Origin of the sequence: Paenibacillus sp. MBLB1832, assembly GCF_032271945.1 — a bacterium.
GTDB lineage: Bacteria > Bacillota > Bacilli > Paenibacillales > NBRC-103111 > Paenibacillus_E > Paenibacillus_E roseopurpureus.
The window spans coordinates 4,084,913-4,110,989 of sequence record NZ_CP130319.1 but is presented as its reverse complement, the minus strand read 5'-3'; the positions used below and the strand labels follow the sequence as shown (position 1 = coordinate 4,110,989).

The following is a 26,077-nucleotide window of genomic DNA, read 5'->3' as shown; positions in this document are numbered from 1 at the left end:
TAATAGGAGGTGTTAATTGTGGAAACATTGTATGATTTATTTCCACTGGAAAGAGCTGAAATTACTAACAAAGGGTTATTTTTCAATGGAAATTGGTATTCGTGTAGCGTCGCAATCAAAGAACAGTGGTTCATTTTTAAAGAGGTAATATCTAGAGAAATTCCTATTTATGTAGACAGAAATGATAACGAGTATATTCTAGTTGTGTTAACCGATGGTAGTCTTACGATTGCATATAGAATAACTGATGAAATAGGTATGAGTGAGCAAAATAAACTAAGTTATCAAGAAAAGATAAGAGACTTAAAGCAGCAATTGAAAAAACGGAAAAGAGTAAGAAAATGATGAGAATTTTTATTCAAATAAAGCATTTAAAAAACCAACTAGATATTTATCCAGATGAGAGTATTTCAGGTTATCTTTTCAGATTGTCTCAGAGTAATCATTATCATAATATTAATTATTTATCTAAATACCTTTGTTTATCATTTTACCAAGCGCAAAATAATCAATTCCATCGAGAATCTCTAAGTAAACTTAATGACTTGAATGGCGGCCTTGTAAATTTTGGGCTAAACAATGGATTTGAATTAGAAGAACGTATTGGGTCAGATTTATATACTAAAATATTGATGAGAAATAAAGTGAAGTACTGTCCGCTGTGCATTCAGGATAAATATTATCACCGAACAATCTGGATGTTGGTCCCTTGTCATTTATGTATTGAGCATAAAGTGAAATTGGTGGATCAATGCCCTAACTGTGATTGCTTTATAAGTATGGCTGCATTTATTAATCAAAAATGTGCTAAATGTTTTTTTGAGTTCGTTGAAACAGAACCAATAGTAATTGGAAATAATATTTTTGTAGAGTCACAAATGCAAATATCCTATGGCTTTTGGAATGATAATTTTAAGGTTATCAAGAATTGTAATTTTGTTAATTTTTTGAAGTTAGCTTTCCACAGCTTCCATTTGCTTAATGGTGCCCCTGATTATATCTCTCTAACACTAGAGAACCTGTCGATATTTCATAATCGTTCCAAAGGTGAAAAAAGTGGATTTATGCTGGCAACTGCTATAGCAAATGTGTATTGGATGTATAATGAATTCCCAAATCATTTCTTAATTGTTTTAGATAATTTCATAACGCGTAATCGCGGACAATTAAATTATGAGAAATTAAAAGCATTTGATGAACTCTTCGGTGTTAAGGATTTTTTATGGGTCCAAGAAGCTTACGATGCTTATTTCATTAATCAAGTAGATAGAGGGAAAATAAGAAGGGATTTTTCAATTTTTAAGAAGAATCCACATTTACTAACAAAAAGAACGAATGTGCGGAGAGAAGAGGTTAGACAACTCACTGGGATAGCTTATGAAAAGCTAGAAGAACTAAGTGATTATCAGGAGTTGAAGCTCGAAAAAATTTTATCTAATGGGATATCAAGGTATTTAGTCGAGAAAGCAACCTTGGATAACTATTTAATCGAAAGGAGTCACTAATTTCAAGAAAGGAAGTTGGATTAGTATTAGGGATAAATTCATACTCAGTTAATAAAGTGGTTAGTGTTGGCTATTTAACTCCAATTCAAATTGCAAAGTCGCGGAATAAACAGTTTTATTTAGATGAAGTAAAAAATTTAATGGAGAGATGTAGTGGTCAAATTGTAATTGAGCTGCCCCCTAATTTTATTAAATTTCATGATGTACTAATCAAATTTTCTACATGCTCACTAACAATAGTTGATATTATTTCTTTTACGCTATCTGGGCAACTCAAGCCTTTAAGAATTCTACCTACGGGGACTCTTGCAGACAATTATTATGAGGAAAATGAAATTAAGACCTGTCTGGAACTAGTTAAAAGAAATAAACAAGTAGAAAAGGGGTTTTATTTTCAAGATGTTATGAAAAAATTAAAAATTGGAGAAAAGAGGTTGTGGAGGCTAATAAAAGAAAATGACATTGCTGCGAATTACACTTTGCATATGAAAGATGGTAGAAAAAGATATTATTTTAAAGAAGATACGATTTCAAAAATTCAGCATTGTTTAAGTAAGGGTAATGAAATAAAAATTAAAAGAAAGATTGATGATAAATGAGACTAGAAGGAATAATTAAATTTATCCAGGACGGTTCATTTTTGAAGCTGAAGCAAGAGAAAGAAAAGTTAAGTCTGTTAAAAAATATGATTAGAACTGAACAGGATGCACTAGATATAAAAAGATTGGTTTGGAAAAAACATGGTGTAGTTGGTGAATTTGAAATCTGTAATCAATACAGTTACAACCACTTGGATTTAAATGTATTACTTCTTGATCTTGGGATTTTTCATCAAAATACTTACATAAAGGGTGAAGAATTATCGGAAGAAGAGAAAGAGAAATTGAAGTGTCACAACATCCCTGAAAAATATTTTTTGAAGTATACAGCTAATAAAGATATTAGAGAACAGATCTCAGTATCACATTTTAATACCAGTATGAATGATTTTGGGTTAACTAGAAAAGTTGGACTATGGAGAGAATCATATAATAAGTATGAGATATTAAATAGCTCTTGGGAAAAAGAAAAAGTGAGAACATTAACATCGTATAATGGGATGCTAGAGAAAAAAATTACTATCAGTGGTGGAACACTATCAATTGTTGAATCACCAATTAGATATAGAACAGATATGGTTGTTGATATCCTAGGTTTAGAGACAACTTTAAAAAAGGCCAGAGTTGATCCAAATAAATTAGTCGAGTTTACAGCAAGAGGCTTTTTGAGGACAAAAGAATTAAATAGTTTTAGAAAAATTATTGCAGTTAATAGAAGGTATTTGTTAATGACATTCCATAAAGAAATGAGTAAGAAGGAGTATTGGCACCATAAATTAACCAAATTATCAAAGCTTAGCCAAAAATGATAAGTGAACGATTCTTTCTCAGGTACTTAAAATGAATAGACTACTAAAATATACTCTCCGCGTATTGACAGAGTCTGTCATCTTAACTCTGACGGACAAAGCTGTCCAGAAAGTGGTTTGAAGAAAGGAAAAATCATGCTAAAAATAAGATAGTTGTTTATACATTTAGTGAATCGAGGCCATGAATATGAAAAGAAAAGGACAGATCGAAACTAATTCGTCTGTCCTCTCTGTTTTGAATAGCTCAATAAAATAATTTATTTAGCGGCATAGTGAATGTCCAACTTGTCGGGAAGTTTACCTCTCTTTTAATTATTGGCCCTTCAATTACAGTTACAGAGAATAGTTGAGTTTACTGCAAGAGTACAATGCTCCCATAGCCCGCTTAAAGGTGTCTTTGAAGAACTGGCCATATTGGTATCCGGGGCCTTCTAACACATGTTCGCCATAACCTGCCGTTGCGGCTTTATTGCGTGCTTGTTTTTGAGAAAAGTACGGCTCTCGTCCAATGAGCAGGCCTTCGCCGCCGCTCCGGCGGAAGCACGGCCAACAGGGGAGTTGCTGTACTCTGTCCGGCTCCTTCATGCGTGCCAGGATGGGAACAACGCTTTATTGGGGATCGGAAATTTAAGTCCCGCCATGAATGCAACAACAGTGATCCAGGCAACAAGCATCCAGCCGATAAACACCCATTTTCCACACCCTGCCCCTTTTCATTCCAATAGCGGTAGATCCAAGTGTTCAAGGCTCCGGTTCCGATCGTATAAATAACGATCCAAGTCCACATTATTTTTGAACCTCCTCTCCCAACTGATATAACGGAGCTCTTACTCCCCATACTCCGGTTACTTTGCCTTGAACATGCCATACGATTTATTGCTCCGGATATAGCTCCGGCCATTCCTTCTCAATTCTTCTCCAATATTTCGGGTTCTTCGATGGCGGCTGCAGCCGTTATCGGCGTATCGCCAGCGGTCGTTACTTTTCTTATCTTCCAGAAGTATTTTATTAAAGGCATAACCGCAGGAGCGGTGAAAGGATGAATACAGTGGAGCCAGATCAGCCTTTCATGACATCTACCCGAAGAAAGCACAGTTTATTTGAAATGAGAGCATTACCATCGTCATTGAGATCGCCAATCCGACGGATACGTCGCTCATGCTCAACTTGGGCGCGAATTTTTCATTCTTAGAAAAGCAAGTGGAGGTTTATGGTAGCGATGTGTGGACTCAACCATTTGAGATAACGAAGCACGAGATGGTGGTCGCTCCTAAGGATACTGTCTTTAACGGCTATGGTGTGGATGTCTTTCTCTATGAGCAGAACATTCTGAATCACGAGCATGCGACTTCCTTCGATGTGGTATCGAATTGGCGCAAGTCCATACGTTATGGCTTTCTGAGTGATTTCAATACTTCGAAGTTGGGCGTTACAGCGGATGTGGCATATATCAACAAGCTGCATTTAAATGTGGTGCAATTTTATGACTGGATGTATAAGCATGACGATCTCATTCTGCCTCTGGATAAATTTCGCGATTTAATGGGAATGCCGAGAACGAAGGAAGTAGGCATACGTCACAGGCGAAGGAACGAAGATCAGCTTTGGGATGATACGCTTTATATAACAAAAAAGACAACTATTCCATTTAAAAATGGATATGAGTTGTCTTTTTGTTTAGAGAATTTGGAAATTCTGAAAAACAGAAAGTTCTTCACCGTCATGCACTTCAAACTTTTCTATAGTAGTCAATAATTTTTCAGACGATGTCAAAAATGGAACTGCCGCAATTCAATTAAGATCAGTATAGTAACAGTAAGAAGAGATACATACAAGATTCAGATTCACTGGAGGGAGAGACATGAGGGTACAAACAATGCCATACCAGGAAATTTCAGCAAAGAAGGTCAAGCAGAAGAAGAATTATGAAAATTTGCACGGATATACCTTCGTTGCCCCTATGATGATAGGTTTACTCATTTTCACAGTAATTCCTACAATCATTTCTTTGTTACTAAGCTTTACGGAGTGGAGCTTCATCTCGGGTATAGACAAAATAAAGTTTGTCGGTGTTAAAAATTATGCAATGCTTCTTGACGATCAGGTTTTTCTGGAGTCGCTAATGAACAATCTGAAGTTGCTCGTAGTCGTTCCCGTGCAGATGGTACTGGCGTTACTGCTGGCAGTCATTATCGATAAATTCGTTTACTTCAAGAATGTCATGAAGGTCATCTTCTTCATGCCGTACATCTCAAGTATCGTTGCCGTGGCGATTGTGTTCCAGTTGCTGTTTCACCCGTCTTATGGTCCGATCAATCAATTCTTGAGAGGAATCGGGATCACGGATCCACCGAAGTGGCTAGCTGATATCCATTATGCGCTTCCATCGGTCATGATAATTATGGTGTGGGTAGGCGTAGGGTTCTGTATGATTATCTATATGGCAGCGCTGCAGGCGATCCCGAAGGAACTTTATGAATCAGCCGAGCTGGATGGGGCTGGAGCGGTTCGCAAGTTTAAGAGCATCACTTTCCCGCTTGTGTCGCCTACGACCTTTTTCTTGCTCGTTACCGGCCTGATCAGTTCATTTAAGTCATTTGACATCATTAAGGTATTGACGAATGGGGGGCCTTCAGAATCGACATCGGTAGTAACCTTGTATTTATACTCGACAGCCTTCGAGAGTCTCAAGACAGGCTATGCGTCATCAATGGCTTGGGTGTTGTTCGGTTGTGTGCTCCTGATTACGGTTGTACAAATTTATGGGCAGAAGAAGTGGGTTAATTACTAGTTTGGTAGGGTGGGAGAAGTAATATGAAGAGAGAGATAAATATAAGCAAAATTGTGTTGACTGCCGTGATGCTGCTAGTGGGCCTGATCTTCCTGCTGCCGTTTCTGTGGATGATCTCAGCCTCTATGAAACGTGAAATAGATGTATTTACTTATCCCATTGAGTGGATTCCTCATACCTGGCGTTTTGTTGAGAACTATTCCGAGGTTTGGTTCGGTGAGAACCCTTTTGCCCTCTTTTACTGGAATTCGGTGAAGGTAACAGTGTTAACAACCCTGCTGTCCGTTCTGGTTTCTAGTATGGCAGCATATGCGTTTTCTCATATTGAATTTCGTGGCAAAAGCACGATGTTCCTGATTGTTCTAGCCACATTTATGATTCCGTCCCATTCGATTCTGGTCCCCCAGTTTATCATATTTAAGTATCTCAAGCTCTACGATACACACTTGGGTTTAATCCTGCTAGGTTCTCTGAGTGCCCTGGGCACATTCATGCTACGGCAGTTTTTCTTGGGGCTTCACAAAGATTATATCGACGCTGCCCGAATGGACGGAGCCGGGCATTTCCAAATCTTCCTTGGCATTGCTTTGCCGTTGGTGCGGCCTGCTCTCGCCACTTATGCCATACTACGCTTTATCTGGTCTTGGAACGACTATGCGCATCCACTTGTTTTCATTAGGTCCGAGGAGCTGGAGACAATCCAGCTGGGCATTCATAAGTTCGCCTCGGAGAGCGGAGTGTACTTCTCATTAATCATGGCGGGAACGGTTTCAGCGATTATTCCTTTGGTCCTGATCTTTATCCTTGGACAGAAGCATGTGCTCGAGGGTGTAGCCTTAGGCGGAGTGAAGGGATAACCGATATATAAATATACACAAACAGGGAGGCAAACAAAAATGAAAAAAACAGTAATTAGCGCACTGGCATCCGTCCTGGCTCTGGGTACCGTTCTTACGGGCTGTGGAGAAAAAGATGTGAAGTCCACACCAACAACTGTGGAGGCCGGCAAGGCCAACCCCGTAACGATCCGCTTTCTGTACTGGGCTAAGCCTGAGGTATACAAGCCAGCTATTGAGGCGTTCGAGAAGAAATATCCGAATATTAAGGTCAAGTATGAAACCGTTGTAGAGAATGATTCGAATGAATCCATGAAGAAGATGGATGTTCTGTACGCTTCGGGAGATACCTTCGATGTGTTCTCGTTAAACGCCGTGCCTGCGTTTGCCCAGCGGGCTACCAACGGTATGCTCGAGCCTTTGGATGAGTATCTGAAGAAAGAGGGAGTAAAGTACGAGGATATCTATAAGGCGGAGCAAATCAAGGTAGGGGGCCAGCGATACTCGCTGCCGGGAAAGTTCGGACCATGGTTCGTCCTGTTAAACAAGGCTCAACTGGACGCTGCGGGATTGCCGGTACCCTCGAGCTGGACTTGGGATGAGTTCAGGGAATATGCCAAAAAGCTTACCAAGGGAGAAGGACCAAGCAAGCAATATGGCACTTTCTTTCACACTTGGAAGGACTATATGCTGCTGAAGAAATACAGCACCCCTGTGAACCAGAATATATTGACGGATGACGGATCGGCCTTCGACAGGGATAACCCGCTGCTTAAAGCCTCCATGGAGCTTCGGTATAATATGGAGCAAGTAGATAAATCGGCTCCCCCGTATATTGATGTCGTTTCGCAGAAGATCCCTTATCGTGATCAGTACTTCCAGGGCAAAGCGGCAATGCTGCCTACCGGTCCTTGGATGATTACGGAAGCGGGTGGTACGGATAAGATTCCAGCGACCTTCGTTTCTGCATTTGCCCCATGGCCAACTAACAATAAAGGCGATGAGCCCTATTCTTTCGGTGGAGCGGACCCGCTGGTAATCTCCTCGAAATCACAGCATAAGCAAGAGGCATACCAGTTCATTCGTTTCTTAACTACGGAAGGTATGACTTTAACAGGACAATTATCTGCTTGGAAGAATGCGGACGTAGCCAAGGAGCTGGAGCAGATTATCAATACGACTAAATCCCCTGACAAAATCGATAAGGACTCTCTGATTCACGTGCACAAAGTGACGAAGCTTCCTAACCCGGTTGTCCCTCCTGCCTACAGCGGTGAGGTAGAGAAGGCATTCCTATCCCAGGCTGAAAAATATTTACTTGGAGAAACCAAGCTTGATGCGACTGTGGATGCAATGAAAACAAACATAAGCAAAATTATTGAATCCAACAAAAAATAGGTTTGCCCAGACCAGATGGATGCTGTCGCCTATGGCATCCATCTGGAATTACTTATATGAGCATCTTGCGTAATTCGGAAGCCTTGCGAAAAAAGGTTCTTTTCCTTTGAAGAACTTCAAGAACTTGAATGCCGTGAACGATTACCTATCTTCTTCGGTGCTCTTGACTTATGTCCGTATGCTCAAATAGAAAGAGTAAGAGGCTGTAGGAAAGGGGGAGATGACTTCAGCAGATCATACTTTCTTTACTAGTGTTGGCATGACGAACCGTTACATCGAATAATGTAAGCGGATTCAAAGAGTTTGAAATCACACTTTACCTTCAATAATGAGGAGGAATTAACGATGAACTTGAGAGCTTGGTCAAGCAAATGCGGTAAACTTCTTGCATCCGTCACATTGGCATGCACCATTCTTGCTGCTCCTGCTGGGATGAATCAGGCAAGTGCCGCACCGGCAGCCATCTCGGCGGCAGAAATGGCTTCTTTTATGGGACGTGGATCGAATCTTGGAAACACCTTTGAAATGTTTAATCAATACGCTGCCCAACCCCGGGACTATACCTCTGCCAAAGCGGTGCTGGATGCCTTCATTGGAGCGGGTTACACTACGATCCGTATGCCGATTCGATGGGATGTTCCCAAAGATGTCGACAGCAATGGGAACCGGCTATATCCTGACCGAATTACCTCGAATGGCACTATCATTGAAACGAGCCCTGATGTCGTAACGTACAAGAATTTGGTCAATTATGTTCTTAATACTGTAAATCCACAGCGTGCCAGTCAAGGGCTAAGGGAAATCGTCGTGATTGTGAATACGCATCACGAGTTTTGGTTTCACGATGAAGAAGGGGACTTGATTAACGGTTCCAACTACGCAAGCAACATCAGCAAGTTGAACACGATCTGGCAAGGAATTTCGAAAATGTTCGCTAACGCGCCAAGTACGCTCGTCTTCGAGATTTTCAACGAACCCCATGGCATCATGGCGGCAAACACCAAATGTGTCAGCGGTCAGCCTAGTTGCTCCTGCCCTTCGCCTCAAAGTCTGTACGATGCAGAAGCTGCTAGGGAAAGCCTTGCCATTCAAACAGTTGTTAATATGAATAAACAAGTGTACAGCACGATCCGCAATTATACATCAAGCACCGGGCAAAAGGTTCATGAGAAGCGTGTCATCATGTTCGGCGGTATTCATTACAACGCCGGAGAATATTTGGCGAAGACGTACGCACTTGCAACTGATTTGCCAGATGGGTCGGGCACGGATAAATACATGATGGCAACCTACCATCTCTATCAGCCTCTCACCAAGAAAGTGAAAGCGATGGTAAACGGCGAGTGTGTTGTACAGAGCTATGACAGCTACGACTGGAGAGCGGCGATCATTGACAAGATGCAGCAGGTGTATGAGGATTTTTCCCAAAAATATAATATCCCTGTCTTCTTGGGGGAATTTGGTCAAACCTATTGGTATGAACTGAAGGGAGTAGCGGGCTCCGGCTTCTCTACGAATAAGAATGAGCCGATCGATCCGGAAAGGGAGGCGCTCTATCAATTCATTTCCAACGAATCAATCGCGCGCAATATGCCGGCAGCGGTATGGGACGATAACGGTGATTATACGGTGTATAAGCGGTCATCCAATACCTTCAACAGTCTTCTTGATGATGTGTTTGGGAATGGATTGAGACCCAAGGTCAGCCTGAATCCGACGAACGATGCCTTTATCCGGGGCGGAATCAATGCCAATACCAATTATGGAACTGCTGCCAAGCTAGAAGTAAAGGATGATCCGAATGCGGATTATGATCGTGCCATCTTTCTCAAATTCCCTGTCGGCGACCTGAACAAGAATCTGATCACGAGCGCCAAGCTGAGGGTTTACGGTAAGAATGTTACCGCAACCAGCGATACTATGCTGTCCGTATTCGGCGCCTATAGCAACTGGGGAGAGGATTCGCTAACCTGGAATAACCAACCCTATGTGAATCCATCTCAATTTGGCACCTTCACCGTGAATGGCACGGAGAAGTACTACGAATTCGATGTAACCGGTTTTATTAAATCGCAAGGTACCAGCGCATCTCTGGTGATCAAGAAGTCTCAATCGGATGAAAATCGAGTGGAATTCAACAGCAAAGAGAACGCTTCATTGCGACCTCAGTTGATCATTACTGAGTAATTCCCACCTCTATCGTTACATCCATTATTGACTATTCATGATTCATAGCCTCTCGGGCCTGAGGTCATACCTTGGAACAGATCCGGGGGGCTATGCAAATGTAAGGAGGAGATGTACATGTATCAACAGCTGTTAAAAAAGCTGCTGAATGCCATTCCAACCACGTTGTCAGTCTCCATGGTATTAACTATCGTGTCTATGCTGTTCGTCCATGCCGCAAACGCAGCACCATCGGATATTACGGCTGGGGACATGGTCCGTTATATGGGACGGGGCAGCAATATTGGAAATACCTTCGAATTGAAGGACATGCAGAAGAATGACTATGAATCAGTCAAGCTCGTAGTTGATGACATGGTGGCCGCCGGGTACACCAACCTGAGAATTCCTATGAATTGGGCGAATCATGTCAAATTCCCTGGGCGTACCGATGAGAACGGCATTGTGAATCCGAACCATCCGGAAGTAATGACCTACAAACGGATTGTCGAATACATTCTGTATACGGTAAATCCTCAGCGGGTGCTGGAAGGAAAACAGCCCGTCATTGTTGTGGTTAATACGCATCATGAGGATTGGGTCTGGGATGAGCAGGAGGATGTCATTGGCAACGCCAAGTTTGATGCCAATATGACCAAGCTGACTCATATTTGGTCCGGAATCGCCGAGTTATTCAAGAATGCACCCCCTACCCTCGTGTTTGAGCTGATCAATGAGCCGCAAAATTATTTTGACAAAAACCGCGCTTGTTATCCAGGATCCTCCACCACCTGTCCCGACACGGCGGAGACCCGGGATGCCTACGCGAAGGGAGTGATTAAGGAGCAGAAGGCGATTGAATCGGTTGTGAAGATGAATCAACAACTGTATGCTCATATACGTAATATAACGTTTGACGGGGTCGCAGTTCATAAGAACCGTATTCTCCTCTTCGGCGGCATTAACTATAACTCGGGCGAATATTTGCCCAAGACCTTTAAGAATCGGCAAGATCTTCCCGATGGATTGGGTCAGGACCCGTATATCATGGGCACTTACCATGTATACAGGGGGGATGCGGCTGGTGCGATCGAGTGGAGCAGTGCGATCTACACGGATTTTTCCCGGAAATATAACATCCCCGTCTATGTTGGAGAGTTCGGTCCGAGCAACGCTAGAAACAACAGCGGTCAGCCACTGGATGCTGCTACCCGTGAATATTACCGGGTCACAGCGGAGGACGCGATTCGCAAAGGCTTCGCTGTGTCAGTATGGGATGATAACGGCAATTGGCAGGTATACAAGAGAACGACCAGGGTATTTAATGTGCTGCTGGAGGACATTCTTGGCGAGGGCACTAGGGCAGGTGACATGGTTGTATCGGCGGGCAAGGCGGCCATGACGAGCAGTACGGCATCCGGATTTTCGACGGCAGGCTTAACCGATACAGGGCCGGGGACCCCGTGGATTGCTGGGAGTAATACATACCCTCAGTCGTTTGAGATTGATCTTGGACGCCGGTTTCTCTTGTCAGGCTCAACGATTCAATGGTCTGACGGTAACCAGACCCGCTACAAATACATCATAGAAACGAGTATGGATAAGGTCAGTTACCGAACGGTCACCCAAAATACATACAGCTTCAAGCCGTTAGGAGCAGGAACGGATTCCTACAATACGGAAGCCCGTTACGTTAAGGTGACGGTGACGGAGGCATCCAACCCGGCAGTTCCCTTGTCGGTAGATGGGGTTCGTATCTTTGCCAACGCCTTGTATTCGAACTCTTTCGGAACGGTAACGGAAACGACGTATGGCTGGGAGATGACGAGCCATGCTTACACCCCCTCCCAATGGAGCGTGAAGACAGAGAACGGGGAAACCTTCGTTCAAAACCAGCGTACGAACGGAACGAATGTAGAGCTGGCGTTTCTTAATTTGGAGACTCCGAGCGACTACGGTATTGAGGGCATGGTCCAAGCAGATTTGGCAAGCATGGGAACCTACAACCGCTATAACCCTGGACTCGTGCTGAGAGGCTCGAATCCGAATAACAATTACTTCTTCCGTTTGGAGCGTAATCTGACGACCAATACCAACCAAGCGGTCATCGGTATTCGGAACAATGGCACAACAACGGATCTGAGTGCAGTCAATTTGAGTTTCACAATCGACCCTGGTTCCTGGTACCAACTCCGGTTCGAGGCGGTTGGGAAGGTATTAACAGGATACGTGAACGGAGTCAAGGTGGTGGAAGCGGTCAACGGCACCTTCACTTCAGGCAGGTATGGGCTACGATCCCAGTATGCCAAGGTCAACTATGACAATATCAGGGTATATCCTATTGCGCCCAAGCTTGGAGTTGTTCAAATCAATAATGCTCCATTACCGGGATTTGACCCAGCAGTTGGCCATTATTATATGAAGGTGAATACGACCGTATCTTCCGTTCCGGTAACAGCGGCAACGTATCAGCCTGCTCAGTATCCGACGGCGTATGCGGCACCGGCTTCCACGCAGCTGGTGTTCGAAAATCCTTCAACGTATAAGCAACTTGTGCTTGGCGCGGAAACCCCGGAAGGGTATGCCAGCTATTATTCTATTTATGCTCGCCCGATCGGCAGCAGTGCAAACCTGAGCTCGCTCAAGCTGTCTATTGTACCGAACGGTTCGATCGGTATGAAGAATGCCAATGTCATACTCGAGCCAAGCAAATACGAATACACGGTTACCGTATCCTCTCGAACGAAGGAGGTCACGATTCTTGAGGCCATTCCCGAAGATCCCTTAGCAAAGGTACGGCTGGAGCATGCGACGATCGTCAATGGAGAAGGACGGGCAAAGGCGATTGTCACTGCAGAAGACGGGACGACGATCAGGGAATATGCGATTCGGATTGTCACGAAGCAAGCTGTGCCGATGGGTGCGATCTTATTCGCAGATGAATTCGAGAATAGCGTGATTCAACCGCAGTGGAAGGCGTTCTCCGGAGCTTTGGCTGTGCCTATGAGCAGCCACTTCTCCATCGTGGCGGATGGGAATGGGAAGGTGCTGGAGAGAACAAGCACCAGCGGGAACATCGTAGCGGTCACAGGCTCCTCCGGGAGCGACTATGAGGTTAGAGCTCGGGTAAGCCCGATCGCTTCGTCAACGAACAACGCCTTGCCCGGCATTATCGCCAGAGCTTCGGACGATGGGCAAAGCTATTACATGCTAAGAATCAGCAATGCGCCCAAGATTGGATTGAGTAAAGTAGTCAATGGTTCTGCGCCGATGGAGCTGGCAGCGCCGGTTTATGCGTATCCCTATTCGTTGAAGCTGTGGTATGATCTCAGATTGGTCGTCCAAGGGACACATATTAAAGGTTACGTGGATGATATGCTCGTATACGATGTGAATGACAGCAACAACTTCTTCGGCAACAGCTCAGGTCCGCCGCTGCTCTCGGGCAAGCCGGGATTCCGTATTGCCAATCAGGCCGCGCGGATTGATGACTTCGTCGCAGCATCCTTGGAGCGTCCGGAAACAACCGTATCACTGGATGGGCCGGCTTCGGTGCAAGCATGGCAATCGGCGAGTTTGACTGTCGGGATTTCGAATGTGACAACAAGCGAGATCGGCAAGGTTCTGGCCGCCGATATGACGCTGAAGTACAATCCTGACCTATTCCATATCGATTCGGTTACCAGTGCGCGAGCGGGCTTCGGACTGCTGGAAACCACAGAGACATCTCCGGGCACACTCAGGCTTATCGCAGCTAGTGAAGGCGGAGCCAACGCGATTACATCGGACGGTCCTATGTTTAACGTGAACGTAACGGCTAAGTCGCCTGAGGCTAATCAGACAGATACGTGGAGGCTAGAAGCTGTCAAGCTCTCCGATGATCTTGGCAGAATACTTACCTCGGCATCAAACTCGATATCCATTCAGATTATTGCCGTAAATCGGGAAGTGTTAAGCGCTGCCGTGGCGAGAGCGCAGCAAATTCATGATACTGCATTGGAGGGAGTGACGAGTGGGACATATCCTGCTGGTTCGAAGGTTGTATTGCAAGTTGCTATCGACGCTGCCATCGCTGTACGGAATGATGCGCGCCTTACGCAGGCAGAAGTGGATCAAGCGGCTGAGGTCCTATTGGCTGCCCTGCGAAGTTTCGAGGAATCGGTTAACCTTGGAATACCGGGCGATGTGAACGGCGACCAGAAGGTCGATGTCGCTGATCTGGGTATGGTGGCTGCAAGATACGGCAAGTCATCGAGAGATTCGGATTGGAATGCTTATGCGTTTTGTGATGTGAATCGTGATGGAATTATTAATATTGTAGATTTGAGCATAATAGCACGAAGCATATTGCATGAATAGGGACGAATGGAGGGGGAACCCCCTCCTCTTCCTATTTGTCAGGGGGATGAGGCCTACATGAATATACGATATCTATCCTTACTACTTATTCTTGCAGGGATTTGGTTCTTGCCTACGGCGGGCTTAGCCCAGTCCGATGCGGATCGCCTAAGTCTGTCCTATTCCACGCAGCCCGTTCGGGTAGGGGACACAATCACAATTACTGTCGAAGGGAAGGGACTTCAGGGGCTTTACGCCAATGAGGTTCGTATTGCATATGAACCGGAATCGCTGCAATATGTAGGGACCGAATTGAGGTTGAATGGCGGATTTCCCGTGTTTCAGAACACAGGTAATGAAATTATCCTCGCACACACCTTCATAGGAGCCAAGGCTGGACTTACCGGGGATCACGAGTTATATCGACTGAAACTGAAGGTACTGCAGGAGCGCCAGACGCATGTTCGTCTTACCAAGTCCATTAAGGTGAAGCTGGCTAATGGCACGTCTGTGGGCGAAGAAGATCTCCGGGTTTCGGATATCACCGTGGGAACCGGCACTGCTGAGGAAGACAAAGGTAACGGGAATGAAAATGGTAATGGTAATGGTAATGGAAAAGACCATAGCACCGGGGGGACGCAAGGGGAGTTGCCAATCGATTCCCACAGCGTAACACCCCATCGGATCGTGACGGACGGGTCAGCGGATTCCCAAGGGAGAGTAAAGGTTCAGGTGGACCCCGAAAAGCTTAGGCAAGCTATGGAGTCAAGCGCGCAATCCGAGGTAGTCGTCGAGGTAAGGCAATCGCAGGGAACAAGGTCCATACAGGTACAGCTGCCGTTGAATTCGTTAGGAGGAGACAACAAATGGCGGCTCTCTCTGCGAGTAGAGACGGGCTTAGCCTCGGTAACGATTCCGTCTAAGCTCTGGGGGGAGCTGCAAAGAAACCAGCCTGGCCATATGGAGCTAGGTATCGAGGTGCTGACCGCATCGGACATTCCCTTGGGTTTTTCTGAGAGAATGAGGGACGGTGATGCGTTGATCGATCTGACTCTGCTTGCAGATGGCCGCCGACTGCATGACTTTGCCGGCGCAGAGGTGAAGGTGGAGCTGCCCTATCAAGGGAAGCACGCATGGCAGCCCCACAGGCTAGTTGTGTATTATGTCTCGGACAATGGCACGCTGGAGGTTGTTAAGAACTCGCGATATAACCAAGCTACAAGCAGGATGGAAACTACACTTAAGCACTTCAGCAAATATTATGTAAGCTATAACGATAAACCATTATTTGACGATCTGAACCAAGCGGAATGGGGCAGGAGTGCCATCGAAGCGCTTGCTCTGCAAAGCACCATTCAAGGGGTATCGGAGCGGGAGTTTCAGCCGCAGTCCTATGTAACACGGGCGCAATTTATCAAGATGGTGATCGACGCTTTCGATCTCATGGACACTTCAGCAATCAGTCGCTTCGAGGACGTGCTTCCTGGTGAATGGTACTACCCCGCTATCGCAAGCGCCGAGGAACTGGGCATCGTGGAAGGCAACTCCCAACTTCGGTTTGGCGTGAAGGAATTCATTACTAGGCAGGAGATGGCTGCAATCATCTATCGGGCGATGCAGTGCAAGGGAATCGTCTCTAAGCAAGATGGAACCGTTTCTGCTTTTACCGACCTAGATCATATAAGCAGCTATGCTGTAAAGGCATTAACCAGTCTTCATGCTTCCGGAATCATCCAAGGGATGGAGAACGGCAAGCTTGAGCCAGGTTCCTATGCTACGAGGGCCCAGGCTGCTGTGATACTATACCGCATTCCATTTCATGAGCACTCTTGATATACTTTACTTACATCTTTCATGAGAAACGGGGTGCCAGATTGAGGGCTTCCACACTAAGCTGGAGACAGAAGCTGATCACAGCGTCGTTACTATGTTTATTGATTCCATCGATCGGTATCCTTGTTCTTACAAACTTTTATATTAATAAAGAGCTGTTGGCCAAGGCCTATTCGCGCTCCGAGCAGTCGATGGAGGTGTCTGACCTGTACATAGGCAGCATTGTGAGCGATATGGTGAAAACACTTAACGAAATTCAATATGATCAAACAACGATGGCGAATCTTCGCGTCTTATGGGACACAGCAGAGCCTGGCGAGAGCGCCAAACCTACCAAACGATTCTACGCCTCGCAGGCTGTTGTGGAGAAGCTGAACCAGCTGACCCTGTTTGGCGGCAAAACCTATGCGACCATTTTGCTGCCGACAGGCGACCATTTAACCAACTTCTCTACGTACCCCAGCGACTTGTCTTTCATTTACAAGGAAGCCTGGTTTCAGGACCTTCATAAGCTGCCGGTAAACCATACGTTCTTCTTCGGTGGACAGCCCAATTATGTTCCTTCCGAGCGCAAGCAGGATCCGCATATCATAACCATCATCCGAAGCTTTCAGCTCTATGCGAATACACCGAATGCTTATATTATGTTGAGCAAGTCGGAGAAGCAGTTCCACGAAATCTTTAGTAAATACCAGGAGGACCAAACGCTGATCCTATTGGATGCCAAGGGGCAAGTCATTTCCGGTCTGGACACACAGCAGGTGGGCACTACACTTTCCGATTCCTTCGATTTGAGCTTGCCCCGCGGAAGAACCAGCTGGAAGGGACAGGACTATATCTATGTCAACCATTCCTTGTCCTACGGGAACTGGCGAATGATAAGTATAACACCACTACAAGATATTACTCGAAAAATAAGCAGCAAGCTCAGCGAGATTTTCACCGTGCAATTTATCTTCTTTATCCTATTTTCCATCGCCCTGTTTTACATCCTCCGCCAGTTCACCAAACCCATCGTCCAATTAGCTCGAATGGCCATGCAGGTGGAGGCGGGGAATTTGGACGTACGCTTGCAATTGAAGCAAAAGGATGAAATCGCTAAGCTTAGCAGCGCACTTAATGCCATGCTAGATCGAATAAAGCAGATGCTTGAGCAGGTCAAGCAAGAGCAGACACGCAAAAGAATGGCTGAGCTGGAGCTGCTTCAAGCGCAAATTCATCCTCACTTTCTCTTCAATACGCTTAATTCCATCCGATTGCGTGTAATGATGAAGGGGGAGCGGGAGATCGGGATGATTATCGGCTCCCTGTCCACCTTGCTCCGAATGACGATTAATCGTAGTAATGAGTTTCTGCCCCTACACGAGGAAGTTAAGATTGTGAGCCAATATATCAAACTCATGAATTTCCGTCATCATGAACACGTTACCTTCACTAGCGATTTGGCATCTGATACATTGCTTTGCAGCATCCCAAGATTAACGCTTCAGCCATTAATCGAGAATGCATATATACACGGATTGCAGCAGCGTTCGGGCGTAATTGCGATTCATTCTTGGAAGCAGGGAGAGATGCTGTATCTCCAGGTGGAAGATGATGGCATAGGGATGGATGCAGATAAGCTTGAGAAGCTGCAGGATATGCTCACGGATTCATTGAATGAGTCCAGGCTTACCAATGAGAAGACGGGGTTGAATGGGATCGGATTGAAAAATGTGTTCGAGCGTCTCCGCATCATATACGGGGATATGTGCTCAATGACAGTTCTAAGCGCTCCGGGGCAAGGACTAAAATGGACCATTACGCTTCCCTATCACGAAGGAAGAAAGGAGGAGGGGGACGATGTATAACGTCTTTATCGTGGATGATGATGTGGCGGTGTTGGATTACCTAAGGGAATGTCTCCCCTGGGCGGATCATGGTTTCGTACTTGCTGGGGCCTTTCATTCCCCCGTATCGGCACTGCAGCAATACGAGCTGCTTACTCCTGAACTGGTCATTACCGATATCGGCATGCCGGGGATGAATGGGCTAGAGCTAATTAAGACCATACAGGAACAGGGTCACCTTACGAAATTTTTAATTTTATCGTGTCATGATGACTTTCGTTTCGCGCAGCAAGCCTTACAGCTCGGCGTGCAGGATTATGTGCTGAAGGAATCTTTGGAAGTTGACGATGAGATGGCCGAGCTTCTTGCCAAGGTGAAGCAGCAGCTCGATCAAGAGCGAAATTTGCAAAAGGAAGTAGAGCGCTTGCACCATGAAGCACATAAGGCCAAATTCCCTATGAAGGAGAAGTGGCTGCGTGATTTGCTCACCGGTTCGAGCATTGAAGATTCGTTGTGGCATAATGAGCTGGAGTCTTTTGGACTTGTAAAGGGTCAGGGCACAGTAACACCTGTAGTTTTGCGTCTCAACCAAATGGTCGGTGCCATATCGCGGTACAAGCATGAAAATACGCTCTCCTTTGCCATTAGCAATGCTATTGAGGAGATTGTGCATGCCAATGAGGAAGCATTGTTTCTTGGCTGTTTCTCGCCTTATGTATATATGGTATTCTCCTGCAATGTGGAGCATCGGCAGGAATGTGAGGTCAGAATCGAGGAGATCACTGCCCAGATTCAGCGGAAGCTTTCCCAGTTTTTGAAGCTAAAGTTATCTACATTGGTTGGTGATGTGACGGGTACGCGAGAGGGTCTTCGTCACCAGTTATTGCGGTTGCAGTCTGACGCAGAGCAATGCTTTTATGATCAGGGCGCACCCTACATAAGGCTTCACAGTCCTTTCCCGACACTAAAGGATGGAGAAGAATTATTTGCAGTGTATTTTGATTATGCTGAAAAGCTCAATAGGCTTCTCCTTTCCTCTACGGAGCCTGTGTCAACGCTAGTTGACTCGTTTATTGAGATGGTAACGCGGAAGCGGTATCATCCCAAATTCGTCAAGCAATTTTTGAATAAATTAATTCTGGATTTAATGATGAGAGTAAAGTTTAATCCCCAATATACGATGGAGAGAGTTCAGCATGAGCTTGGGTATATCGGGGACGTGGAGGAGCTTAGGGAATGGCTCTGTTTTTACTTTCAACAGGCTGTCGACATCATGGACCGGATTTCAAAAACGAGCAAAAAGACGGAAATTGTCAAGGCGCAGAAGTACGTCCAGCTTCGGGTTGAACAGAAGCTGAGCTTGGAAGAGGTAGCTGAGCACCTGCATCTGAACGCCAGCTATTTTAGCCGCTTGTTCAAAAAGGAAACAGGGGAAAACTTCATTGAATATGTGAAAAGAATGAAAATGGAAAAGGCCAAAGAGCTCCTCTCAAGACCAGACCAAACGGTCGAAAGCGTCTCAGTAATGCTTGGGTACGAAAATAGAAGCTACTTTGTGAAGGTGTTCAGGGAGCACTATGGTATGAGCCCAAGTCAATTTATGGGTGAATAAAATTCTATAGTGGCAGCTTCTCTACCAACTATTCGTCGCAATCGAATACTCTAAAATACGAAGTACGCATCTATTCCTTATATAGGGATTTTGATGCGTTTTTTTGTTTAGGTCTATCGAGAAATTTTGAAAATTTCTTACAAATTTAGATAACCTAACTAACAAAGGGGGCAAATCTAACAGAAACAATTGTCTGTTGAATTTTTATTTTCTTGGTGGTTAGGTAGATTCTGTAGGATTGATAAGCAATCCAAAGAATCGGTATCTATTAGATTAACGAGTGCTTTGCTATAGTGAGAGCAAAGCACAGGACAAATACATGAGAAAAGGATTTGAAAATATGAATGAGAGCATAATGTCAAAAATGGGGAGCAGCATTCTTCCCAGGAACAAAGTAAACGTACTGAAACGTTTAACCAGAGATATTATTAAGAATAAAGCGATATATCTTATCGCGCTGCCTGGAATTATGTATTATATCATTTACTATTATTGGCCGATGCTCGGAGTTACGATCGCTTTTAAATCGTTTGTTGCCTCCAAAGGTGTATTTGGAAGTCCGTGGATTGGACTTGAGCATTTTGTAAACTTTTTCAAGAGCTATTATTTTACAAGGATATTACGTAATACACTGGTGATCAGCTTCTATTCCATTGTTATTGGCTTTCCTGCCCCCATTATTCTAGCCCTCTTACTTAATGAAGTCAGAAATCAAGTTTTTAAGCGGGTTGTGCAGACAGTCACTTACATGCCGCATTTTATTTCCGTAGTTGTCGTTTCTGGAATGATTATTGCTTTTACACAAAAGCAAGGATTGTTCAATGATGTGTTGTCTGTGCTGGGAGTTCCTCGTGAGAATTGGCTTCTGAACGCCGATTGGTTCCGCGCGATATTTGTAGGCTCTGATATTTGGCAGGAAATCGGGTGGGGCTCGATCATCTATCTTGCAGCGCTAACCGGTATTGATTCCAGCCTATATGAAGCAGCCAAAATAGATGGCGCAGGCCGGTGGAAGCAGCTAATTCACATCACACTACCAGGATTGCTTCCGACCATTATCATCTTGCTCATTTTACGGATGGGGTTTGTGATGAATGTGGGATTCGAGAAAGTTATTTTGCTCTATTCGCCGTCCACTTATGAAAAAGCCGATGTCATTTCTTCCTTTGTGTATCGAAAAGGAATTATTGAAGCCAATTACAGCTATGCAACAGCAGTCGGATTTTTTAACTCCGCAGTGAATTTTATCTTCCTCTTAAGCGCCAACAAGCTTAGCAAAAAATATTCAGAATCTAGTTTGTTCTAGGAGTGATAGTATGAAGACCCATCGCAGTGTCGCTGAGAAAGTGTTCGACATAGTCAACATCTGCATTCTAATTGTCATCATGATTGCAGCGAGCTATCCGCTATTATACATCATTTTTTCATCGCTTAGCGTTCCATCACAGTTAGCTGGTTACAACAACATTCTTTATCGTCCGTTAGGCTTGCAATTCGATGCATACTATGCCGTGCTGCATAACAAGCCTATTCTCATAGGCTATCGGAACACCATTGTTTACACGATTGTGGGAACGTCTCTCAATCTTATTTTTACTACGACGTTAGCGTATGCATTGTCGAGAAGAGGGCTGATGCTGAGGAATAGCTTGATGATCATGATCGTGATTACGATGTTTTTCAGCGGAGGGTTAATACCCACGTACTTGGTCATGAAACAACTTGGGATCGTGAATACGTGGATTTCCATGGTCTTTCCAGGGCTGATTGGAACCTATAATTTGATCATCATGCGAACGTACTTTCAATCGATACCGGAAGCACTTGAGGAGTCAGCCAGAATTGACGGTGCAAGCGAGATGAAGATTATGGTGCGGATTATGATCCCCCTATCCATGCCCATCATTGCCGTTATGATTTTGTATTATGGTGTGGGGCATTGGAACTCATGGTTTAACGCGTCCATCTATTTGACAAAGTCGAGCTTATATCCGCTTCAGCTTGTATTACGAAATATATTAGTAACGGGTAACACGGATGATCTTCTTACAAGCCTTGGCACTATAAAGGGGCGAGATATGTCGGAAATCGTGAAGTCTGCTGCTATTGTGATAGCAACCGTGCCTATCCTTGTGTTATATCCCTTCTTAACAGAAGTTTTTCGTCAAGGGTGTCATGATAGGCGCAATAAAAGGATAAGGATCCCAAACGGATTCGCTCAGGACAGTTTCTTTAACCTTCACTGTTCTGGTTAATCATACATTGCAATGCACATATTCGAGGAGGTCGAAGGATGAACAGAAAAAAGAAAAACATGAGGTTGCTTCTTACGGGGGCTATTGCCCTTTCATTACTTGCAGCTTGCAGCAACAATTCGAATGGCAGCAAGGAGCCTGGCGCATCATCGCCCACTTCCGCTACTACAGCGGCACCGTCGGGAAGCAAGAAAATTACCGATAAGCCGATTACGTTGAAGTGGTATCAGTTAAACTTTGCTGGCACTGAACTGGGGAATATGGGTATGGCAGAGGGATTTCAAGAAATTGAAAAAAGGACAGGCATTCATATTGAATGGCAGCATCCCGCAACTCCTGATCAAATTAACGTCATGCTGGCTTCAGGAGACTATCCGGATGTGATTTTCTGGGATATCAATAATATTCCAGGCGGACTGAAGGGGTTGATCGACGACGGTACCGCAGTCAAGCTCAATGATCTTGTTGATAAATATGCGCCTAATTACAAGAGTATTCTAGCAAAGTATCCGGATATTAAAAAATTTGCTACGATGGACGATGGCACGATGCCTGCGTTTTATCAATTAGATCCTGACCCTAGGCGGTTAGCATATACGGGGTTTTTCATGCGAAAGGATTGGCTGGATAAGCTTGGCTTGCAACCGCCAACGACCATTGACGAATGGCATACCGTTCTTAAGGCATTTAAAGAAAAGGATCCGAATGGAAACGGAAAAGCGGATGAAATTCCTTATACCATTGCGAAGACAAACAACGGAGTTTTAGGGGGAGGGCTGTCCGGTATAACGGAGTTTGCAACGGCATGGGGAGTATTAGATGGATTTTATCGTGACCCATCCAGCGGCAAATTGCAATATGGACCTATTCAACCACCATTTAAAGATTTCTTAACGACGATGAACAGCTGGTATAAAGAAGGACTTATTGATTCGGAGTATGCTTCTACGGATGCGAAGAGTCGCGATACCAAGCTGCAGGGTGACCTGGCTGGTGCAACTTACTCCACGGTTGGAGGAGGACTTGGCAACAATACAAAAGCAGCAAGAGCAAAGAATTCTAATTTCAAATTCATTGGACTCACCCCGCCGGTAGGTCCTGCAGGCAAGCCTTATAATTATACAGCGGATTTAATTCAAAAAGTTGGCTGGCAAGGCGTGATCACCAAGAGCAATAAATATCCAGTCGAGACTGCAAAATTACTGGACTACTTGTATTCAGAAGAAGGGCAGACGCTTCTTAATTGGGGAATTGAAGGTAAGAGCTACACAGTGAAAGATGGGAAGAAGCAATTCACGGATGAGATTCTGAAGAACACCGCAGGGAAATCGCCGAACCAGGCAATTAGCCATTACGCATTCCCGATTAACGGCTTTACGAAGGTGATGGATTTTGATGCTTATAGTCAAATCAACCTCGTATTACCGGAACAGCAAGAAGCGGCCACTAATTGGGGCAAGGGAGATACGTCTTTGAATACGCCATTAGGTCTCGGTTTCTCAACGAGCGAATTGTCTAAGCTTACTGCGATGATGGCAGATATTAATACGTACAAGACGGAAATGATCTTGAAATTCATTATGGGTGTGGAGCCGCTTAGCAATTATGATGCATTCGTCAAGAAGCTGAAAATCATGGGCATTGACGATGCGACCAAGATGTACCAAGCTGCCTATGATCGATTTAATGCGAGAAAATAATCGGACTAGGGTCTCTCTTAGAGACCCTCTTCCTCTATGTAAGGAGAAAAAATGATGAATGGAAATCGATCCAATCAGGTACTCTGGTATCAAGATCAGGCCGAGCAATGGGAAGAAGCGCTCCCCATCGGTAATGGTAGACTTGGCGGCATGATATTCGGCAAAGTAGCTCAGGAAAAAATTCAATTAAATGAAGATTCTATCTGGTATGGGGGTCCCATTAGAACCAATCAAAAGGATGTTTCTACCCACGTCGAACACATTCGACAATTATTGCATGATCAAAAGCTGGGAGAAGCCGAGCATGTAACCCGAATGTCCTTCATGTCATCGCCTAAATATATGTATCCTTATCAACCGCTGGGTGATTTGAACCTATGGATGCTGGACCATGAAGGGCCCGTGGAAGCCTATCGTCGAGAATTAGATCTTGATCAAGCCGTTGTCCGCACCGAGTATAAGTTAAATGGGATTCAATACGAGCGCGAAGCCTTCAGTAGTGCAGTCGATCAAGTCCTCGTTATTCGCTTGAAGGCAAGCCTGCCAGGAAGCTTAACGTGTAGTGTCAACTTAATGCGTCGTCCATTTGACCTAGGGACATTTACTCACGGAACAGATACAATTGTAATGAACGGTGAGTGCGGGACGGGAGGAGTCCGATTCCATGTCGGAGTTAGAGCGGTTGCCGAAGGAGGGACCGTTCAGATTATCGGGGATTTTCTCTCCGTTGAGAAGGCGGATACCGTTACTCTGTATGTGTCGGCGAATTCAACGTTTCGCTGCATAGATCCATTGATGGTTTGTTTGGAACAGCTGGATCGAGCAACTCAGCGGTCCTATTCTTCGATTCTGAACGATCATATTCGTGATTATAGAAGCTTGTATCGAAGAGTTTCGCTAGAATTGTTTCCATATCAATCTGAAGATGAAAGGGAAGATCTGCCGACCGACGTAAGGTTGCAGCGAGTTAGAGAAGGAAGAACGGATCTTGTACTGGATACACTTTTTTTCCAATTCGGTCGATATTTATTGCTTTCTTGTTCTCGTCCGGGTACGCTTGCGGCCAATTTGCAAGGCCTATGGAACAATAGCTTTACGCCGCCTTGGGAATCCAAATATACGATTAATATTAATACGCAAATGAACTACTGGCCTGCAGAAATTTGTAATCTGGCGGAGTGTCATGAGCCCTTGTTCGATCTCATTGAACGCATGCTGCCGAATGGAAGGCGGACCGCGAAGCAGGTATATGGCTGCGAAGGCTTCGTCGCCCATCACAATACCAATCTGTGGGGGGACACGCATGTTGAGGGCATCCTCGTAACGTGTTCTGTGTGGCCTATGGGGGCGGCGTGGCTGTCGTTTCATCTATGGGAACATTATCAATTTGGAATGGATAGAACGTTTCTTTCAGAGAGAGCCTATCCCATCATGAAAGAAGCTGCGGTATTTCTGTTAGCTTATATGCAGGAGGACGAGCAAGGCCGATTAGTGACCGGCCCCTCCGTATCTCCTGAAAATTCATATCTTTTACCAGATGGAACCAAGGCATCCCTCTGCATGGGACCTTCGATGGATAGTCAGATTACGTATGCGTTATGGAATGCCTGCATGACAGCCGCACGTATATTAGAACGAGACGAAGAGTTTGAAATGACGCTGCGAGCTGCAATCCTAAAGCTGCCTAGACCGTCTATTGGCAAGCATGGACAGATCATGGAGTGGCTGGAGGACTATGAGGAAGTGGAGCCAGGGCATCGTCATATTTCCCATTTGTTCGCACTCAGCCCAGGTGAACAAATCCATGTCAATCACACACCTGAACTAGCCGAGGGGGCAAGGGTCACATTGGAGCGACGGCTCGCGAATGGCGGAGGCCATACGGGATGGAGCAGGGCATGGCTGATTCATTTCTGGGCACGATTGCGAGATGGTGAGCAAGCCTACGATCAATTCCGTCATTTATTGACGGATTCTACCTATAATAATCTCTTTGATCGGCATCCTCCTTTTCAGATTGACGGTAATTTCGGCGGCACAGCTGGTGTAGCTGAAATGTTGCTGCAATCTCATGGAGGTGAGATTTGTTTCCTTCCAGCGCTCCCTAGAGCCTGGTCCAATGGAAGAGTGAGAGGCCTTCGAGCAAGGGGAGGCATGGAGATCACCATAGAATGGAGGAATGGACAGTTGACTGCCGCTTGGATTAAGGCCAGCCACAACAGAACTTGCTTCATCAGAACGACTGATTCCTTATCCGTACATGATGGTCATGAATCCGTAATAACGAACTACAGGGATGGATTGTTACAATTTGATGTGACAGCGGGTCAAACTTATCAAATAATGAATGATTAGCGCCTTTAAAGTATAATAGCAGAAGGGAGGGGGCTGAAAATGTATAGCCTT

At 45.0% G+C, this 26,077-nt stretch carries 18 protein-coding genes; 17 read left to right on the top strand and 1 reads right to left on the bottom strand.

What is annotated here, in order from left to right:
• Positions 1-18 precede the first annotated feature (18 nt).
• Genes MJB10_RS18295 through MJB10_RS18280 form a run of 4 tightly spaced genes read left to right on the top strand, consistent with a single transcriptional unit; the run spans position 19 to position 2,913 of the window.
• Positions 19-345 (top strand): hypothetical protein, encoded by a 327-nt coding sequence (locus tag MJB10_RS18295; RefSeq protein WP_314796999.1) that lies wholly within the window; start codon positions 19-21, stop codon positions 343-345.
• Complete coding sequence (locus MJB10_RS18290) at positions 345-1,505, top strand: TniQ family protein (protein WP_314796997.1); 1,161 nt, start codon at positions 345-347, stop codon at positions 1,503-1,505. The genes MJB10_RS18295 and MJB10_RS18290 overlap by 1 nt, the downstream gene beginning before the upstream one ends.
• A gap of 56 nt (positions 1,506-1,561) precedes the next feature.
• Positions 1,562-2,104 (top strand): hypothetical protein, encoded by a 543-nt coding sequence (locus tag MJB10_RS18285; protein WP_314796995.1) that lies wholly within the window; start codon positions 1,562-1,564, stop codon positions 2,102-2,104.
• Between the two features lie 41 nt (positions 2,105-2,145).
• On the top strand, positions 2,146-2,913 hold the full coding sequence (locus MJB10_RS18280) for a hypothetical protein (protein WP_314796993.1): 768 nt from the start codon (positions 2,146-2,148) through the stop codon (positions 2,911-2,913).
• A gap of 466 nt (positions 2,914-3,379) precedes the next feature.
• Here MJB10_RS18280 and MJB10_RS18275 read toward each other — a convergent pair whose 3' ends face one another.
• A complete protein-coding gene (locus tag MJB10_RS18275) occupies positions 3,380-3,700 on the bottom strand; it encodes a hypothetical protein (protein ID WP_314796990.1) in 321 nt (106 codons plus the stop codon).
• 326 nt (positions 3,701-4,026) lie between these two features.
• Here MJB10_RS18275 and MJB10_RS18270 point away from each other — a divergent pair, with 326 nt between their 5' ends.
• The 13 genes from MJB10_RS18270 (at position 4,027) to MJB10_RS18210 (ending at position 26,026) form a co-directional block, all read left to right on the top strand.
• On the top strand, positions 4,027-4,668 hold the full coding sequence (locus MJB10_RS18270) for a glycoside hydrolase family 66 protein (protein WP_314805721.1): 642 nt from the start codon (positions 4,027-4,029) through the stop codon (positions 4,666-4,668).
• A gap of 106 nt (positions 4,669-4,774) precedes the next feature.
• Positions 4,775-5,704, top strand: coding sequence for a carbohydrate ABC transporter permease (locus tag MJB10_RS18265; RefSeq protein WP_314796988.1), 930 nt, complete (start codon positions 4,775-4,777; stop codon positions 5,702-5,704).
• Between the two features lie 23 nt (positions 5,705-5,727).
• Positions 5,728-6,561, top strand: coding sequence for a carbohydrate ABC transporter permease (locus tag MJB10_RS18260; RefSeq protein ID WP_314796987.1), 834 nt, complete (start codon positions 5,728-5,730; stop codon positions 6,559-6,561).
• Between the two features lie 39 nt (positions 6,562-6,600).
• Positions 6,601-7,938 carry an ABC transporter substrate-binding protein gene (locus MJB10_RS18255; protein WP_314796985.1) on the top strand — a complete coding sequence of 446 codons (1,338 nt, stop codon included), beginning with the start codon at positions 6,601-6,603 and terminating at the stop codon, positions 7,936-7,938.
• A gap of 345 nt (positions 7,939-8,283) precedes the next feature.
• Positions 8,284-10,125: a CBM96 family carbohydrate-binding protein gene (locus MJB10_RS18250; RefSeq protein ID WP_314796984.1), complete on the top strand. Its 1,842-nt coding sequence runs from the start codon at positions 8,284-8,286 to the stop codon at positions 10,123-10,125.
• 117 nt (positions 10,126-10,242) lie between these two features.
• Positions 10,243-14,463, top strand: coding sequence for a cellulase family glycosylhydrolase (locus MJB10_RS18245; protein WP_314796982.1), 4,221 nt, complete (start codon positions 10,243-10,245; stop codon positions 14,461-14,463).
• Between the two features lie 57 nt (positions 14,464-14,520).
• Positions 14,521-16,275 carry an S-layer homology domain-containing protein gene (locus MJB10_RS18240; RefSeq protein ID WP_314796980.1) on the top strand — a complete coding sequence of 585 codons (1,755 nt, stop codon included), beginning with the start codon at positions 14,521-14,523 and terminating at the stop codon, positions 16,273-16,275.
• A gap of 101 nt (positions 16,276-16,376) precedes the next feature.
• Positions 16,377-18,125 carry a sensor histidine kinase gene (locus MJB10_RS18235; protein ID WP_314796978.1) on the top strand — a complete coding sequence of 583 codons (1,749 nt, stop codon included), beginning with the start codon at positions 16,377-16,379 and terminating at the stop codon, positions 18,123-18,125.
• Positions 18,118-19,716: a response regulator transcription factor gene (locus tag MJB10_RS18230; protein WP_314796976.1), complete on the top strand. Its 1,599-nt coding sequence runs from the start codon at positions 18,118-18,120 to the stop codon at positions 19,714-19,716. The genes MJB10_RS18235 and MJB10_RS18230 overlap by 8 nt, the downstream gene beginning before the upstream one ends.
• 340 nt (positions 19,717-20,056) lie before the next feature.
• Positions 20,057-21,022, top strand: coding sequence for an ABC transporter permease (locus MJB10_RS18225; RefSeq protein ID WP_397386541.1), 966 nt, complete (start codon positions 20,057-20,059; stop codon positions 21,020-21,022).
• Between the two features lie 10 nt (positions 21,023-21,032).
• Positions 21,033-21,971, top strand: coding sequence for a carbohydrate ABC transporter permease (locus MJB10_RS18220; RefSeq protein ID WP_314796974.1), 939 nt, complete (start codon positions 21,033-21,035; stop codon positions 21,969-21,971).
• A 38-nt stretch (positions 21,972-22,009) separates the two neighbouring features.
• On the top strand, positions 22,010-23,671 hold the full coding sequence (locus MJB10_RS18215) for a type 2 periplasmic-binding domain-containing protein (RefSeq protein WP_314796973.1): 1,662 nt from the start codon (positions 22,010-22,012) through the stop codon (positions 23,669-23,671).
• Positions 23,672-23,725: 54 nt separating this feature from the next.
• Entirely contained in the window at positions 23,726-26,026 is a 2,301-nt protein-coding gene (locus MJB10_RS18210; protein ID WP_314796972.1) for a glycoside hydrolase family 95 protein, read from the top strand.
• Positions 26,027-26,077 lie beyond the last annotated feature (51 nt).

What these genes read in the sequence shown, in the direction of transcription:
- MJB10_RS18290 (WP_314796997.1), top strand. Translation starts at nt 345, where the DNA reads ATGAGAATTTTTATTCAAATAAAGCATTTAAAAAACCAACTAGATATT.
- MJB10_RS18275 (WP_314796990.1), bottom strand. Translation starts at nt 3,700, where the DNA reads ATGTGGACTTGGATCGTTATTTATACGATCGGAACCGGAGCCTTGAAC.
- MJB10_RS18265 (WP_314796988.1), top strand. Translation starts at nt 4,775, where the DNA reads ATGAGGGTACAAACAATGCCATACCAGGAAATTTCAGCAAAGAAGGTC.
- MJB10_RS18260 (WP_314796987.1), top strand. Translation starts at nt 5,728, where the DNA reads ATGAAGAGAGAGATAAATATAAGCAAAATTGTGTTGACTGCCGTGATG.
- MJB10_RS18255 (WP_314796985.1), top strand. Translation starts at nt 6,601, where the DNA reads ATGAAAAAAACAGTAATTAGCGCACTGGCATCCGTCCTGGCTCTGGGT.
- MJB10_RS18250 (WP_314796984.1), top strand. Translation starts at nt 8,284, where the DNA reads ATGAACTTGAGAGCTTGGTCAAGCAAATGCGGTAAACTTCTTGCATCC.
- MJB10_RS18245 (WP_314796982.1), top strand. Translation starts at nt 10,243, where the DNA reads ATGTATCAACAGCTGTTAAAAAAGCTGCTGAATGCCATTCCAACCACG.
- MJB10_RS18240 (WP_314796980.1), top strand. Translation starts at nt 14,521, where the DNA reads ATGAATATACGATATCTATCCTTACTACTTATTCTTGCAGGGATTTGG.
- MJB10_RS18230 (WP_314796976.1), top strand. Translation starts at nt 18,118, where the DNA reads ATGTATAACGTCTTTATCGTGGATGATGATGTGGCGGTGTTGGATTAC.
- MJB10_RS18225 (WP_397386541.1), top strand. Translation starts at nt 20,057, where the DNA reads ATGAATGAGAGCATAATGTCAAAAATGGGGAGCAGCATTCTTCCCAGG.
- MJB10_RS18220 (WP_314796974.1), top strand. Translation starts at nt 21,033, where the DNA reads ATGAAGACCCATCGCAGTGTCGCTGAGAAAGTGTTCGACATAGTCAAC.
- MJB10_RS18215 (WP_314796973.1), top strand. Translation starts at nt 22,010, where the DNA reads ATGAACAGAAAAAAGAAAAACATGAGGTTGCTTCTTACGGGGGCTATT.
- MJB10_RS18210 (WP_314796972.1), top strand. Translation starts at nt 23,726, where the DNA reads ATGAATGGAAATCGATCCAATCAGGTACTCTGGTATCAAGATCAGGCC.